This is a genomic window from Barnesiella intestinihominis YIT 11860 (genome assembly GCF_000296465.1).
GTDB lineage: Bacteria > Bacteroidota > Bacteroidia > Bacteroidales > Barnesiellaceae > Barnesiella > Barnesiella intestinihominis.
In genome coordinates, this window is record NZ_JH815205.1 from 654,101 (window position 1) to 670,707 (window position 16,607).

The 16,607-nt window shown below is 42.1% G+C and carries 8 protein-coding genes; 6 read left to right on the forward strand and 2 right to left on the reverse strand.

What is annotated here, in order from left to right:
* Positions 1–69 precede the first annotated feature (69 nt).
* The 6 genes from HMPREF9448_RS11665 to HMPREF9448_RS11690 all read left to right on the forward strand — a co-directional run bounded on the left by HMPREF9448_RS11665 (position 70) and on the right by HMPREF9448_RS11690 (position 9,444).
* Positions 70–2,847 carry a putative LPS assembly protein LptD gene (locus HMPREF9448_RS11665; RefSeq protein ID WP_008862778.1) on the forward strand — a complete coding sequence of 926 codons (2,778 nt, stop codon included), beginning with the start codon at positions 70–72 and terminating at the stop codon, positions 2,845–2,847.
* Positions 2,848–2,911: 64 nt separating this feature from the next.
* Positions 2,912–4,357 (forward strand): CCA tRNA nucleotidyltransferase, encoded by a 1,446-nt coding sequence (locus tag HMPREF9448_RS11670; protein ID WP_008862779.1) that lies wholly within the window; start codon positions 2,912–2,914, stop codon positions 4,355–4,357.
* A 197-nt stretch (positions 4,358–4,554) separates the two neighbouring features.
* Entirely contained in the window at positions 4,555–5,889 is a 1,335-nt protein-coding gene (locus HMPREF9448_RS11675; protein WP_008862780.1) for an NADP-specific glutamate dehydrogenase, read from the forward strand.
* 206 nt (positions 5,890–6,095) lie between these two features.
* Complete coding sequence (locus HMPREF9448_RS11680) at positions 6,096–6,995, forward strand: Dam family site-specific DNA-(adenine-N6)-methyltransferase (RefSeq protein ID WP_008862781.1); 900 nt, start codon at positions 6,096–6,098, stop codon at positions 6,993–6,995.
* The gene (locus HMPREF9448_RS11685; RefSeq protein WP_008862782.1) at positions 6,992–8,053 is read left to right on the forward strand and encodes a DNA adenine methylase; all 1,062 of its coding nucleotides are present in this window, start codon (positions 6,992–6,994) and stop codon (positions 8,051–8,053) included. The genes HMPREF9448_RS11680 and HMPREF9448_RS11685 overlap by 4 nt, the downstream gene beginning before the upstream one ends.
* A complete protein-coding gene (locus tag HMPREF9448_RS11690) occupies positions 8,050–9,444 on the forward strand; it encodes a hypothetical protein (protein ID WP_040296189.1) in 1,395 nt (464 codons plus the stop codon). The genes HMPREF9448_RS11685 and HMPREF9448_RS11690 overlap by 4 nt, the downstream gene beginning before the upstream one ends.
* A 3-nt stretch (positions 9,445–9,447) precedes the next feature.
* On the opposite strand, the gene tamL is transcribed toward HMPREF9448_RS11690, so the two are convergent.
* The gene (gene tamL / locus HMPREF9448_RS11695) at positions 9,448–11,763 is read right to left on the reverse strand and encodes a translocation and assembly module lipoprotein TamL (protein WP_008862784.1); all 2,316 of its coding nucleotides are present in this window, start codon (positions 11,761–11,763) and stop codon (positions 9,448–9,450) included.
* Positions 11,760–16,487, reverse strand: a complete 4,728-nt coding sequence (locus tag HMPREF9448_RS11700) for a translocation/assembly module TamB domain-containing protein (protein WP_008862785.1) — start codon at positions 16,485–16,487, stop codon at positions 11,760–11,762. The genes tamL and HMPREF9448_RS11700 overlap by 4 nt, the downstream gene beginning before the upstream one ends.
* Between the last annotated feature and the right edge of the window lie 120 nt (positions 16,488–16,607).

Consider the following 16,607-nt stretch of genomic DNA (forward strand, 5'->3'; position numbering starts at 1 on the left):
TAAAGCCCAAACGCCGATAAGTCATGGAAAATGTGTATTTTTGCGAGTTGATTACAGATTGACAGCCGGATGCCAAAAGACAGCAAAAAATACGCTATACTTTTATCTCTTCTATGCTCCTCACTGTTTGTGTCGCTCATCGCACAAGACAGGCATCCGTCTTATAGCGAAGTGACTTCACTCGATTCCACCACGAGCAAAGATAGTGTTACTTTATTATCAAATAAACCGATAACACTTTTAGACAGTATTTCCAAAGATTCGTTACAATCGGATTCGTTAGGAGTCGATTCGCTTGCCAATGATTCTGTCTCACCCAAGAAAAAGAAAGCCGGTTTGACATCGGTTGTCGATTACAAGGCCAACGATTCTATCGTTTTCACCCACGGTAACGAGGTGTACATGTACGGAAAAGGGGTAGTACAGTTCGATGGCATGGAGCTCAATGCAGATCAAATCGAGATGAACATGGACAGTAGCTTAGTCTACGCCGTGGGTCGTCCCGACTCTGTGGGAGATATAGTGGGCCGTCCCGTTTTCAAGGATAAAAGCGGAGAGTACGAATCGGAAACCATGAATTATAATTTCAAGACAAAAAAGGGATATATTACCAATATTGTCACCCAACAAGGCGAAGGTTACTTGACAGGCGGACAAACCAAAAAAATGGAGAATGACGAATTCTACATGAAAAGCGGACGTTACACGACATGCGACAATCACGATCACCCGCACTTTTATCTGCAATTAACCCAAGCGAAAGTCCGTCCCAAAAAGAATATCGTAACGGGGCCGGCGTATATGGTACTGGCCGATGTTCCTCTTCCACTCGCCATTCCGTTCGGCTTCTTCCCTTTCACCGAAAAATATTCATCGGGTATTATCGTTCCCACTTTCGGAGACGAACTGGCACGAGGATTTTATTTGCGTGACGGCGGTTATTATTTTGCCATCAACGATTACATAGACCTTGCACTGACCGGTGAAATTTACACAAAAGGTTCATGGGGTATCAACGCCCGTTCGGCCTATATCAAACGATACAAATATTCCGGTAACTTCGATTTGAGTTTCATCACAACCATTACCGGAGATAAAGGATTGCCAGACTATTCAAAAATGAAGAACTTCAAAATAGCATGGACCCATACCCAAGACACTAAAAACAACCCGAACATGTCGTTATCGGCAAGCGTTAATTTCACAACCAGCGGATATACCCGAAACGATTTGAACAGCTATTACAATTCCAACAGCTTTACCGAAAACACCAAAAGTTCTACGGTAAACATGACCTACCGTATTCCTAACTCGTCATGGAGTTTTTCGGCAACCGCCAATATCACTCAACGTACGCAAGACTCGACACTAAATGTTTCTTTTCCCAATTTAACCGTGTCAATGGGGCAAATTTACCCATTCAAACGGAAATCGGTCGTGGGCAATGAACGTTGGTATGAAAAAATACAAATGTCGTATAGCGGTCGTTTCCAAAACTCGATTCTCACCAAGCAAGACCAGATACTTAAATCGAATCTGATTAAAGACTGGCGAAACGGTATGTATCACAACATTCCCATATCGGCGACTTTCAATGTATTCAAATATCTCAACCTGACTGCCAGCTTCAACTTTACCGACCGTATGTACACCAACAAAGTTATGAGAGAATGGGATACACAGCAGTCAAAAATAGTTCAAGACACGACCTACGGATTTTACAACGTATTTAATTATTACGGTTCGTTAAGCGCAGATACCAAACTATACGGATTCTACAAACCGTGGAAAATATTCGGCGACAAAGTACAGGCCATACGACACATTTTCACTCCGTCTATATCGTTCAGCGCTGCCCCCGATTTCAGTTCTCCCCGATATGGTTTTTGGAAAACACTTTCCTACGTAAACGAGCGAGGAGAAACGGTGACCGAAAAATATTCTCCTTTCTCAAACGGAATATTCGGCACAGTGTCACAAGGAAAACAGGGAACAGTATCGTTCTCGGTATCGAACAATTTGGAAATGAAAGTCAAATCGGACCGCGACTCGACAGGAGTTCGCAAAATATCCCTAATCGAAAACCTATCGGCCAATATGAGTTATAATATGGCTGCCGACTCCATGAAATGGAGTAACCTGAACACCTCAATACTCATTAAACTAACCAAAGGGTTTAATCTACAAATGAGTGCGACATGGGATACCTATACTTATCAATTGGACAGTTACGGAAACCCTGTACGAGTGAACAAACCCCGGTGGACCGTAGGCAAGGGATTAGGCCGTTTGTCCAGTACAGGAACATCTTTCTCCTATACCTTCAACAACGATACTTTTAAAAAGAAGGACAAGAAAAAAAACGACAACAAACAGCCTCAACCACAACCCAATACACTGCCACCCGACCCGAATGAAGAGCCGGAAGACGATACAGCCTCGGAAGAATCGGACACACAATTCGGGGCCGACGGTTATGCGATTTGGGAGGTCCCGTGGAGTCTATCTATCAACTATTCGGTCAATTACGGATATGGGTCTTTCAACAAAAAGAAAATGGAATACAACGGCCGGTTTACCCAAAACCTAAGTTTTTCGGGGAATATCAACTTTACGAAAAACTGGTCTTTTAACTTCTCGGCTAGCTATGATTTCGACGCCAAGAAAATTGCCTATATGAACTGTAACATCACCCGAGACTTGCATTGCTGGTCGATGAGTGCCAGTTTCGTCCCTGTGGGACCTTACAAATCATACAATTTCCACATTAGCGTGAAATCGTCTTTATTGCAAGACCTCAAATATGACAAACGAGGAAACTCTTACAGCCGACTCGACTGGTATTAAACCCGGTCGCATTTGTCGCAACCCGTAAAAACCAACACATTTATAAGCTATTTTACCAATAACCATGCAAACCGACAACGATCTTATACTCGACCATTTGAACGACCCGATATTTCATCTCATCGGTGAAGTCGCCGATGAGATGAATCGCCCGTGTTTCGTCATCGGAGGATATGTACGCGATATTTTTCTGGACCGACCGTCCAAAGACATCGACATCGTAACCTTAGGCAGCGGTATAGAACTCGCCGAGGCTGTAACGACCAAACTGGGGAAACGGGCCCACCTGTCGACATTTCGGAACTTCGGAACAGCACAAGTAAAATACAGTGACCAGAAAGAAAATATAGAGATAGAATTTGTCGGAGCTCGAAAAGAGTCATACAGCCATGACTCGCGTAAACCGATAGTCGAAGACGGAAGCCTGCAAGACGACCAGAACCGAAGAGACTTCACCATCAATGCTTTGGCTCTTTGCCTGAACAAAGAGCATTGGGGCATGCTCGTAGATCCATTCGACGGTATGAACGATCTGAAAAAGGGAATTATTCGCACCCCCCTCGATCCTGACATTACATTCAGCGACGACCCCTTACGCATGATGCGTGCTATCAGATTTGCCACTCAGCTAAATTTCCACATCGAGAAAGAGACATTCGCAGCCATCGAACGAAACCGAAAACGAATCGAAATCATTTCGAAAGAACGCATCATCGACGAACTCGGCAAAATCATACGTTCGGATATTCCCTCTCGGGGATTTATTTTATTAGACGACTGTAAACTGCTGCCTATCATTTTTCCCGAAGTCGCCGCACTCAAAGGAACAGAAACAATCGAAGGACGAGGACATAAAGACAATTTTTATCATTCGCTCGCCGTCCTCGACAATGTGGCACTACGCAGCCGCAACGAATGGTTACGTTGGGCTGCACTACTCCACGACATCGGGAAACCACGTACCAAACGCTATGATTCCCGCTTGGGTTGGACATTCCACAATCACAATTTCATAGGAGAAAAAATGATTCCCGGTATTTTCCGCAAAATGAAACTACCGCTCAATGAGAAGATGAAATACGTACAGAAACTCGTAGGATTGCACATGAGACCTATCGTCCTCGCCGAAGAGGTCGTTACCGACTCGGCCGTAAGAAGACTCTTGTTCGATGCCGGCGATGACATAGACGATTTGATGTTTCTTTGCGAATCGGATATTACCTCCAAAAACAGAGAAAAGGTGAAACGATTCCGCGACAATTTCGAATTGGTGCGAACCAAACTGCGAGAAATAGAAGAAAAAGACAGCATACGCAATATGAAGCTCCCGATACGGGGAGAAGAAATCATGGAAACCTTCGGGTTACCGCCGTCCCGTCCCGTAGGTGAAATTTTATCGGCTATCAAAGAGGCCATACTCGACGGAAAAATTCCCAATGAATATGAACCGGCACGACTTTTTATGCTGGAAACCGCTGCAACAATGAATTTATTTCCGACAAAGAAATAATATCATATCAATTTTGCCGCAACTACAACACCAATAGTATACAAACAGATAGATTTTTATCATTTTTATTGTAAAGTGAAAGTTTTTATAAGAAAATGCTTTCATTTTACGTATTTTGTATTATCTTTGCAACGAAATCAAAGAGAAAGATTACATATTTATAGGGACTTTCCAAAACTCAAAAAACATACTTATCAATGAAAACAACAGAAGTATTGAGCGAATTAAAACGCCGTTTCCCTAACGAACCGGAGTACCACCAAGCAGTGGAAGAAGTGTTATCGACTATCGAAGATGTGTATAACGAACATCCCGAATTCGATCGTTACAACCTGATCGAACGGTTGTGCATTCCCGATAGAATGTTTTCATTTCGGGTAACTTGGGTCGATGACAAAGGTCAAGTCCATACCAATATGGGATATCGTATCCAACACAATAACGCCATCGGTCCGTATAAAGGAGGCATCCGTTTTCACTCATCGGTCAATCCTTCGATCTTGAAATTCCTTGCTTTTGAACAAACCTTCAAAAATGCCTTGACTACTTTACCTATGGGCGGAGGAAAAGGCGGATCGGATTTCAACCCCAAAGGAAAATCGGACATGGAAATCATGCGATTCTGCCAAGCATTCGTTACCGAACTTTGGCGGCATATAGGCCCAGATACCGACGTACCCGCCGGTGATATAGGTGTAGGCGGTCGGGAAGTAAGCTACATGTATGGTATGTATAAAAAGCTGGCCCGCGAAAATACCGGGACATTCACCGGAAAAGGTCTTGAATTCGGAGGCTCACTTATTCGCCCGGAAGCCACAGGATACGGAAATGTATATTTCCTACTCGAAATGCTTAAAACCAAAGGAATAGATATTAAAGGGAAAGTAGTCACCGTATCGGGGTCGGGAAATGTCGCTCAATATACGGTGCAAAAACTTATCTCCCTCGGAGCCAAAGTTGTCACCATGTCCGATAGCGACGGTTATATCTACGATCCAGACGGAATCGATGAAAAGAAACTGGCTTACATCTTCGAACTGAAAAACCTCTATCGAGGACGCATTCGTGAATATGCCGAAGAATATGGCTGTAAATACGTAGAAGGAGGACGTCCGTGGGGAGAAAAATGCGACATAGCCATGCCTAGCGCAACACAGAACGAGCTAGATGGCGACGACGCCCGTACCCTGCTTGCCAACGGCTGTTTCGCCGTTTCGGAAGGTGCAAATATGCCTTCTACTCCCGAAGCTATCGAACAATTCCTCGCAGCCAAAATTTTATATGCTCCGGGTAAAGCCGCCAATGCAGGAGGTGTCTCGGTAAGCGGATTGGAAATGACACAAAACTCAATGAAAATAAGCTGGACAGCCGAAGAGGTAGACCAAAAACTGAAACAAATCATGCACGATATTCATGAACAGTGTACCCGCTACGGTAAAGAAAGCGACTCTTATACCAATTATGTGAAAGGAGCCAATATCGCCGGCTTCATGAAAGTAGCCAAAGCGATGATGGCACAAGGGATATTGTAAACAAGTAGATTTGCCAACCGACATAAAACTGAGAGTGTGTTTTACGAACACACTCTCAGTTTTATTTTTAATATCTTACTTAAAATTATCCTCCGGCCTCTTTTCCCGTCATTATTCAAACATCAGAATCACCTAAGCATAATATTCCTCCTTATAAAAAGTTTCTATAAAAAATATTATCTTCGCTATTCAAAACAAATCTAATTATGGCAAAGCAGCCCTATATTCAATCGCCGCTTAATTATATTGGAGGAAAATATAAAATACTTCCTCAAATATTACCACTATTCCCCAGTCGAATACGAACATTCGTCGACTTGTTTTGCGGAGGATGTAATGTAGGCATTAACGTTTCTGCCGATAGAACGATTTTCAATGACAATATTTCGTATTTGATAGATTTGTACAGAAAATTTAATGACACTCCTGTACAAGAAACGATGGATTATATCGAGCAGAGAATATCGGAATTTCAGTTATCGTTGACAAATGAAAATGGATATAGAGAATTGCGTAGGATATATAACGAACAGAAAAATCCATTGGATTTATTTGTCTTGACAGCTTATTCATTCAATCATCAGATCCGATTTAATAACTCTCACGAATTTAACATTCCGTTCGGTCGGGAACGTAGCCATTTCAACTCTACTATGAAATCCAATTTATATACTTTTCTAGATAGATTGCATACGAAAGATTTTATTTTTTCATGTACCGATTTCGACAAATTCGATTTTTCCGAATTATCAGAGAACGACTTTGTCTATTGTGATCCTCCTTATCTCATAACGACAGGAACATATAATGATGGAAAGAGAGGCTTTACCGGTTGGAACGAAAAGCAGGAATGCAAACTATTGAAAATATTAGACATGTTACATGAACGGGGTATCTCTTTTGCTCTTTCGAATGTCCTTATTCATAGAGGACGGAGAAATACTACTTTGTTAGAATGGATAGAGCATAGAGGGTACACAATTACTTATTTAAATAAAAATTATGCGAATTCCAACTATCAGATAATCGACCGTGAGAGCAAAAGCGAAGAAGTATTGATAACGAATTATCACCATGAAATACAGCAAGGAGTTTTATTTGAATGAGATATATAGGGAATAAGGAAAATGTAATACCTCGTATGTATGAAATATTGATACATAAAGGTATAGCGGGGAGGAGTTTATTTGATTTCTTTTCGGGAACAACCAGTGTATCTAAATTTTACAAACGATTGGGATATACAGTATCGTCTTCTGATTTTATGTATTTTTCATATTGTTTGCAAAAAGCCTATATTGAAAATAATTCCACGCCGACATTCGAGCGACTACTACCTTTACCGATTGTCTCGCCTTTGAAATCATGTGCGAGCCCACTTGATCGGGTTATTGCATACTTGAACGAATTAGAACCAGAGGAAGGTTTTATTTATAATAATTATACTCCCGAAGGAACTTCTCATTTATCTCAGCCGAGAATGTATTTCAGCAATGAAAATGGGAAAAAAATAGATACTATCCGCCAACAGATTGAACGATGGAAAAATGATAATTTGCTTTTGGGAAACGAGTACTACATTCTTCTCGCCAGTCTTATAGAAACAGTTTCATTTTATGCGAATGTCGCAGGTGTTTATGCGGCATTTCAAAAAAAATGGGACCCGAGAGCAATCAAACCGTTCATATTGAGACCCATTGAAATTATTTCGAATAGACAGGAAAATAGAGCGTATCATGCCGATTCAATGAAAATTTTAAACCAAATAAACACAGATATTTTATATTTAGATCCGCCTTATAACGAGCGTCAATATGCTCCGAATTACCATATACTAGAAACAATCGCCCGATATGATAACCCAGAAATTCGGGGAGTGACCGGCATGCGAAACTATGATAGCCAAAAGTCTCGCTTCTGTAAAGCCTCTACTGCCTTAGAAGATTTGGATAAGGTGGCTCGGATTGCCACCTACGAATATCTCGTTTTGAGCTATAATTCAGAGGGCATTATGCCACAACACAATATTCTTGATGTATTGTCGCAATATGGCGAAGTGGAATTGGAACAATTTGAATATCTGCGATTTAAAAGCAATAATAATGGATTATCTAAAACAAAGAAGCATATTTGGGAACAATTATACATTTTGAGAAGGCTATGAATGCGAAAAATTTGTGGATATTGACCGAAGAAAGACCTAAAAAAGAGGTCTTAAAAACAATTTTCGAATATTTTGCGAAAGATCATCAATGCGGATTTTTCGGAGATACATTGAGAATTATTCCTATACTGAACGAAAAACACGAGTTCGCTTTTATTTATGAAGTTGTCGGTTTTACTTGCGCAAAAGTTAATCGGGTCTTTATAAAAACGATTTCGGGATATTCAAGTTTTGTGGATTTCCTCATTTTCTATCAAGATGCAATGCCCGTACAAACAGATACCCCTATTTATGCGATTGAAGAGACAAAAACCGATGATAAGAAAAGCCGGAATACCGGAGTATTCCAAAGATGTACTAAATTTGTTTTTGTAAAGCATTACTATCCTTCTGTCAAGATGATCATGCTATATGCCTTACAGGTTGAACAAAAGAAAGAACCTACACAAACCTATATCTTTGGGACTCGGCTTTTACTAACTTTCGGAGTAGAAATTCTTGGAAAAATATTAAATCCGAATGTGTTCAAACCTTTCACTTCGATCAATGACATTATAGCATTCAAACAAAACATGCGAAAAGCTCCCAAAGGGAACGTCCCGATTATAATATTTAAAGAAAACGATAAAATTTCCATTTCTGGGAGACTATACAAGAATAAAGGCCTTTCACATGACCCTAATATAGGTGCATTAAGTATTTTATCCGCAATCTTGCGAATGTTGGGTTGGACAAGAAAAATAGAAATAATCCGGCACGGATTATTACCACAACATGTAGGAGTGAGGAATAAATTCATACAAGTGGCTAATCTATTAAAGATCAAATTGGAGAACCTCGAAATTCCTCAAACCAACATGCCTGAATTCTATTGGAAATACGATACAACAGGAGAGAAGTTAGGAACTATTTTCATTCATATTATCGTTGAGAATTTCACAGAGGGGTATTCTATATTCGAGAATCACGCCGGATGCGAAAAAGGCTACTTTATGAAATCCGATGGCACGCCTATACCATTGGCAAAATATAATGACCGAAAAAAATATAAAGAGGGAGATAAAAAAGAGAAAATTGCTATTCCCGATTTAGTCTTGATCGATATATCTGAAAACGAAACGATTACAATCGAAGGCAAAAAATACCAGTTTAGGCAACAGGGAATAAGAGAATTGGAAGATTATGATTCTTTTGAAAAGCGATATTTAAAATATTATTATCCCGATTATAAAGTAGTGCGAACTGTCGTACTATACGGAAGCAGAGAAGAACGAATCATAGAAGCCCAAATCGGATTCCTTCTAAATAAAGATGGGAAATTGGTTTTGGGGATACAAGCTCCTTTATTATTTCGTCGGGCTATTGCTCACTTGTTGGATTATTGGAATTGATTATCAGAACGGATATCCAATAGCCAAGTGGAATGCGAGACTGTTTTTGAAAGAAGTCATATTATAATATCCTTTCTTTCCAGTGTCATAGGGCGCATGTATCCCGATACCTAAATCTCCCCGTAAAACAAGCACACCGATATCGTAGCGTAATCCTATACCTGTACCGAGGGCTATATCTTTGAGAAATGTTTTCCGGTCGAGTTCTCCACCGGGACGTTTCGGATCTTTTTTCAATAGCCAGATATTCCCGGCATCGACGAATGCCGCACCGTGCAAATCGCCCCAAATGGGAAAACGGTATTCGATATTCGCTTCGAGCTTGAAAGTACCTGTCTGGTCGAAATATCCGTCGACATCGTCTTTTGCCGGAATATAACTTCCGGGACCGAGCGAACGTATAGTAAAAGCTCGTATGCTGTTCGCACCTCCGATATAAAATTGTTCGCTGTACGGAACTTCTTTGGAATTTCCGTATGCATGTTCCGCACCTATAAACAACCGGGTCGCCAACCAGTGTTCGGCACGGAAACGGTGATAATATTTCATTTCGGCACTTCCCTTTACGAATTGAGAAAAACTGCTGCCAAAGATATGTTTCTCCCCATGCTGTCCAAAAAGCGATGTTATCCCACTAAGGATATTTCCAGCCGACATTCCCATGAACTGCCAGATAAAGCGGTTATCCACTTCCCGGCCGTATGAGGTGTCGTAAGTATAGGTGTAACTCGAAGAAGGAATGAACTGATCTCGGAAACTGAGGGCAATGGCCGGATTCTCTTCCATCGTTTTATCGAACGATTCGGTCGTATTGAGCAGTTTTGTATATACCAACTTGAATGGCGTAACCGAGTGTCCGGCCCGCAAGGAGGTACGATAGTCGTATGACATCGAACCGTTGAAAGAGACCATACGAAAATAATGAGGCCGATTCATCAAGTTTGCCCCCAATTGGAACCGAGTATAAGCGGGATATTTTCGGGTACGGGGTAGTTGCGGTAGAAATCCCGGCACGATACGGGGATAGGTTAATGACGAATTCAAACCCACTTCGTAAGAGTTGAATAGCGAAGCCTTACCATGCTGCGAGCCTCCGCCTGTCTGCCACTCATAACTCCCGTTGAGTTTGACCGAAAGTTTTTCACCGCCCCCGAACACGTTGTTGTGATTAATACCGAAAATAAGTCCAGGGCCTATATAGCTGTTCGATTTAGACGAAACATTGGCTTCTATGGTCGCTTCGAGTGGCACGTCGAACGTCGCCTGTATCATTACATCGAGGGAATCTTTTCGTATCAATGAATCGAGAGGGGTTACTTCGACAGCGACAGTACGGAATATTCCTAACCGCCCAAGATTGGATTGCGTCTCATTTTGGGTCGCAATCGAATAGATTTCGCCCGGTTTGAAGGTAATATTTTTGGGCAATACCCATTTCTTCAATCGTATAGGCTTGTAATAAGCGACAGTCATGCGAGGGTAGCGAATGGTATCGGGAGTTCCGTCGCCGGTGGCACGGTTGAGTCGAACTGTTACATCTCCCACATAATAAAGTTTGAGCGCTTGTGCCGGAATCCCTTTTTTCAACGTCATTCTCAACGCCACTTTACCCGGAGACAACGTAGTGTCGGCAAGGTATTCGATGTATTCGGGGCGGAAATAAAAATATCCGTTATTTCTCAGTGCGGTAGTAATTCGGTTTCGCTCGAAAGATAAAGAATCGAGGCAATAACGGTCGCCCTTTTGTAAAATCGAAGAACTATTTATACTATCGATAAACCGAGTTACCGGAGTCGTAGGAGCCGGTAATTCTATGGTATCGAGCGTATAGGCTTCGGGAACTTCGATTCGATATTTAATGCGGGCTTTTTTAGGGTTCCGTTTGTTGTATATCAATTCATAATCGGCTTTCGCTCCGAAATATCCGTTATTTCCGAGAATGTCTTTGACTACCCTCATACGCAATTCGGGCTGTACGGTCGAAACAAGTACCGGCTCCTTGGCCAACTTCTCGTATATCCAGTGCTTCACCCCTTTTTCCCGCTTGGGTTCCATGTAATTCCACACCCACAAACCTATGGGAAACGGCGTGCGGATATAAGGAGAGAACAAAGGATTGTTGGGTGCGACGGAGAGAGTAGATCGAACGTCCGATGCAGCTGCATCGGCGATTTTCACACCTGAGTCGGGTATGATTTCCATTTTCTTTACGCCGGTATACAATACTTCATCATCGGCAATACGCTTTGTCGTGGAACAGCCAATCAGTATCAGCAATAGAAAAGCGGCGGTAAATACATTTCGGAATACTTTTTTCATAGGTTCACCCCCTTTCTGCTTTTCCGTGGTCGAAATAGCTCCATCAGATTGAGCAGCCTTTTCTTAACGACAAAACCGACACCGGTTTGAGTGATCTCTCCTTCGAGAATACTTTCATATCCCGTATGCCGGAATATTTTAATATACATGTTATCCCTTTGATTCAAATAATATTCGAGGGAAATGTCGTCTATGAAGTTCTCTTTGAAATTGACATCTGCGTTGTCGTCCGGGCTGAGGCTTCCGCCAATGACGACTTTCACCCTATTGTTAAACAGACTTTTAGCCGCCCTATAAGAATAATCGGTGCGAGTATTCACTCCCGAAGCATCGGTGTAGGAATTAATATCGAAAGACAAATCGATACCTTTCAAGTTATCCTGAGCCCATTGGTTCAATTCTTTTTGCAAGAATGCGTTAAGCGGATTACCCAATAAATCGGATTTCGTAGTCGACGTTCCGGGACCGGTATATGTATTATAAATGAGCAGGCTCATGGCTTGCGAAGCCCGTTGCTCGGCCGTGAGCGATGTCAACTGATTTTGCAGAGTGAGGTCTTCGGGTGCGGAAAGATCGAAAGAAACAGACAAATTTTCCAATGAATTTTTAATGATGATACTGATGTCAAAATTGACTTGCCGGGTATTTTTCTCCTCCTCGGAGATAGTCGTGCGTACGGTCTCGACAGCTGTAATAGACATTTGAGGATCGGCGATATCACCGTTCCAAGACACATAGCTTCCGTCTTGAATTTTAAACAATTTTTCCGATATGATAGGCGGGTTGTAACGGACGAAACCTCCGGTGAGATTGTATCGACCGGTGAAACGGCTGTCGCCCAACGTATTCATGGTATAGGCCAATTCCCCTCCGCCTTGAAGGTCTATCCGATTTTTTCCGTCCACCGAAAGATTCACACCCATTTTAACAGTGGGAGCAATGTTGATATTAACCAATATATCCATGCCCAACACACTGCTCTTTTGCAAAGTATCTTCTTCGGCTATTTCAGTACTGTCGTTGAACGAAACGAATGTAACGATATTGTTCTCTTGTTGTTGAAGAGCGAAAGGAGAATCTTGCATAACGTAGGTAACTTCCGTTCCCGTGAGCAACCCTACATTTCCCCGAATTTTCAGAGCATCAAGCGGACCGTTTACCGCCATATCCATATCTGCGATAACCGAACCGTAAACAGTCGCTTTCGTACTTCTCGCCGATTTAACCGGTTGGAAAGCCGATGCATATAATCTCAAATCGGTAACGATTTTATCTAATTTTTTGAAATCGATATTTCCATCGATGTGCAGTGGATTTTTATTCGCTCCCGTGATCTCATAATTGTCGAAATGCAAAACATTTTGTTCCACTCGAATCTGGCTTTGAGGAAATTTCAAAGTAGCTCCCATCGATTTAGAATTAGCCACGGCTTCTTCCATCTGTATGTAACCATTCAGGAGAGGCATATCGGTACTACCCGTAATTCCCATTTTCCCATTCAAATAGCCTTGTAATTGTGCCATCTCGGAAGGGAGGAACGGATTGGCTGTCGCCAACGGGAACTCATCTATGGACAAGTTTAACCGAACGGGATTTTCTGCTTGATTGTCAAGAAGCCCGTTCAACGTCAATACTTTCTTATCATCTATTTCCAAATCGGCTTGTGCTTCCTGACGACCCAAAGAGTCTAATTGATAATCGACGTTCAGATTAAAATTTCCCACACGTTGTTTCCCATAATATAAATCACCAATACCCATACTACCGGATATTTCCGTCGCACTCTGCGGAAAGTTTACCAGCAAGTCGGCAGAAATACTTCCGTCGATTTGAGGAGAGAATGGCGATAAAGCCAACCACGGAGCTATCTCCATACCGTTTATATCGACTTTCAATGCCTCTTGGTGAGAGAAATCATGTGATTGTTCGTTGTGTAAAGTCTTGATAATAAAATGCCGATCCTCGTGAGTGAGAGCTATGTTGGCATCGAAATGTCGCCCATAGTGGTAGGCAAAAAAATTGTCGGGATTCAATGTCCACGTTTCAAAGCCGATAATCGGATTTTTAGGGAAAAACGACACTTGAATCAATGAATCTAAAAAATCGGCTTGGCAACCTATTCGGAATCCTTCTTGTCCTTGTCTGTTTTTTTGCACACAAAACAATTTAGTCGTATTCCCGGAGAGGAATCCGTTAAGGATTACAGAGGCTAATTGATCGAGGTTTCCGGGCTTGTTGCCGACTTGAAGAGAGTAATATAATCTTTCCTCCTTTTCACGACGCTCGAATAAAGAGAGTTGGAGGGTATCGATAGTAATTCCCCCGGTCGAAAAGCGGTCTATCTTACCCGTCGTATTCAATAGAGTATCGTTCTGGATATTCAGGCCGATTTGAGAAAATCCCATGTTCATTCCTTTGAGATACTGCTGTATGAGATTATTCCGCTTTGCGTTCGCATGAAACTCAAAAGGAGGCAGAACTTGATGCAACGCTTTCATATCCAATCGCTTTTCTTCTTGAACCGTAGCAATAATAGGTAACGACTGGTTCAGCTTTTCCAAGAAAGAGCTAAATCCTATACTCGAAACAAAATTCATAGCCATGTCTCCGCTTCGGACAGCGGCATTTATGTGCGTAGAGTCTGTTTCGGCCGAAATCGACAATGCATTGGTTTGTAACCTGCTGGTCGGCAAGAGGGCAGAAAAGTCACTTAACCGTATGTCTGCCCGATAAGATTCGCTCATGGGCGAAACATAGCCAGAAAGAGAAAGGCCGGTAGAAACCGAGCATGCTTCGGTTACCAGTTTCAGAGCTTCCAAATCGGTATGAATCTCGCCAGTCAAGTCGGCCGTATATTCTTCGGGAGACAGCGATCCCGATACGGAGAGTCCCATCAACAAATTAGGATCGGTACAAGTTATACCGCCACTCATTTTACCCCTATTCAATTTTGCTTCGATAGACAGTCCGGTATACCGGTAACCCGAATAATCCACGGAATCTATTTTCAAGTCGACAGTCGCATACATACTGGAATCCATCGGATTGTATTTTTCTCCTGAGAACCGGGTCGAAGCAGAGAGTACTCCCAAAGAATCATGAGGCAGGAACGAAGATAGAGGGAATCGATCTATCAGTATCCGTCCATCATATTGCTCTTTTTTAGTATTTAATCGAGCAAGGAGAGTGATGAGGCCATCGCCGGATTCGATTTGGGCTTTCGACCGGATCATCTCCGGTGAAAGTCGGGCATTACCGGTGAATCGGGTCGGCGGTATATGTATTTTTTTGCTTAGGGAGTCCGGCATTACATTCGCAAAGACCGGCGAATTTTTCAGACGCAGATCCCATTGGAGACTTCCGTTAATCCGATCTGCTTCGTGCAAATTTTGCACATTGCCTGTCGCTTGGCAAACGAATGTTCCCGGCAGGGATATATCGGCCTTTTCCAAATTTAAATCTCCCAATTTACCGTTCATCGAGATGTTTGAAAGAAAACCGGTCGACAACAACAACCCTCTGGTATAATTGTCGTATTCGGGTAATACCCGAATAATGTCCCCAATAGCGAGTTTAGCCTGTAATCGGACCTCAACCGGTGTCTGTGAATTTTGTGTAAAAATACCGTTTCCAGCTTTAATCTGCGCCGAAATCTCGGATAAAGCAGTGTTCATCTGAAATTTTTGCAAGGAGATACCTGTCGAATCCATAGTAAAAGTTCCTTGTGTTCGAGTTACGGCTATCCCCGAACGTTCGGTGAACGCCAATTGTTTGATAGGAACGCATATTTCGCTTCCTCGATTATAGAGGGAGTCGATGGCAATCTCAATATTATCGAGAGAAAGATACCCGAAGTCGAGCCCTTTTTGGGGGATTCGGGTCGGCAACGCATAAAGAGCTTGATTCCGATGCAGCCGCAACTTTTGAATTTGTACGGTCCACGGCGGCGAAACGATTGTATCGTCATCATTTTCCTCCGGTTCTGCTTCATTATTTCCGCTTCCACTCCCCGGATAATAACGATAATCCCCTTTGTCTATAATCGCCTCGGAGACTCGAACCGATTGCCCGTATAAATCTATTTCTCCTTGCAAGAGTCTCGCTTTTTGTATCGAAGCATCCAAATCTTCGATAGTGGGCTTCATCTGCATAGAATAATGGATATTCGATAACCCTACTTCTCCTACCGAGATGCTCCAATTCAATGGAGCGCTTTCCGCAGAAACAGTATCGGGGGAACTCTCCGACAAGTTCAAAGTTATTTCCCCTCCGTCCAATCGGGTAGAAGGTAATGAGATATGATAATCTTTTAAATTAACGTTTGCTTTCTGTGTGGAGAATTGTTTTATGTTTGCCGATAGTAATAAAGTAGAGTCTGAATTCGAAAAACGAAAAAGTGTTTCGTTCAATGCTATTTTCTGGATTTGAACTTGTCCACGCAAAAGTGCCGCCGGGGCTATCCCTACTTGCATACTTGAACTTTGCAACAGCGTATCCCGACTCGAAGTCAATAAAAGTATATCGTCGATTTGCAGTCGGAACGGGAATTTAAGAGACAACTTTCCTATGGAAAGCTCCATTCCTGTCGATCGGCCGACATAACCGCTAATCTCATTCTTTCCCCATCGTTGTACTGCCGGAATATAAATAGACAGAGGTAAAGTCAACAATAGCACTAAAAGTGAAATCAATACGATAGCAATATATTTTAGTGCTTTTTTCATTTTGGAGGAATTCTTTTTTGAAAGACTCTATATACACCTTATTTAACTGTATTCCGGTGGCTATTTTATAAACATTGGCACGACAGAATTTGTTTTTAGAATATACAGAAAACCTAAAAA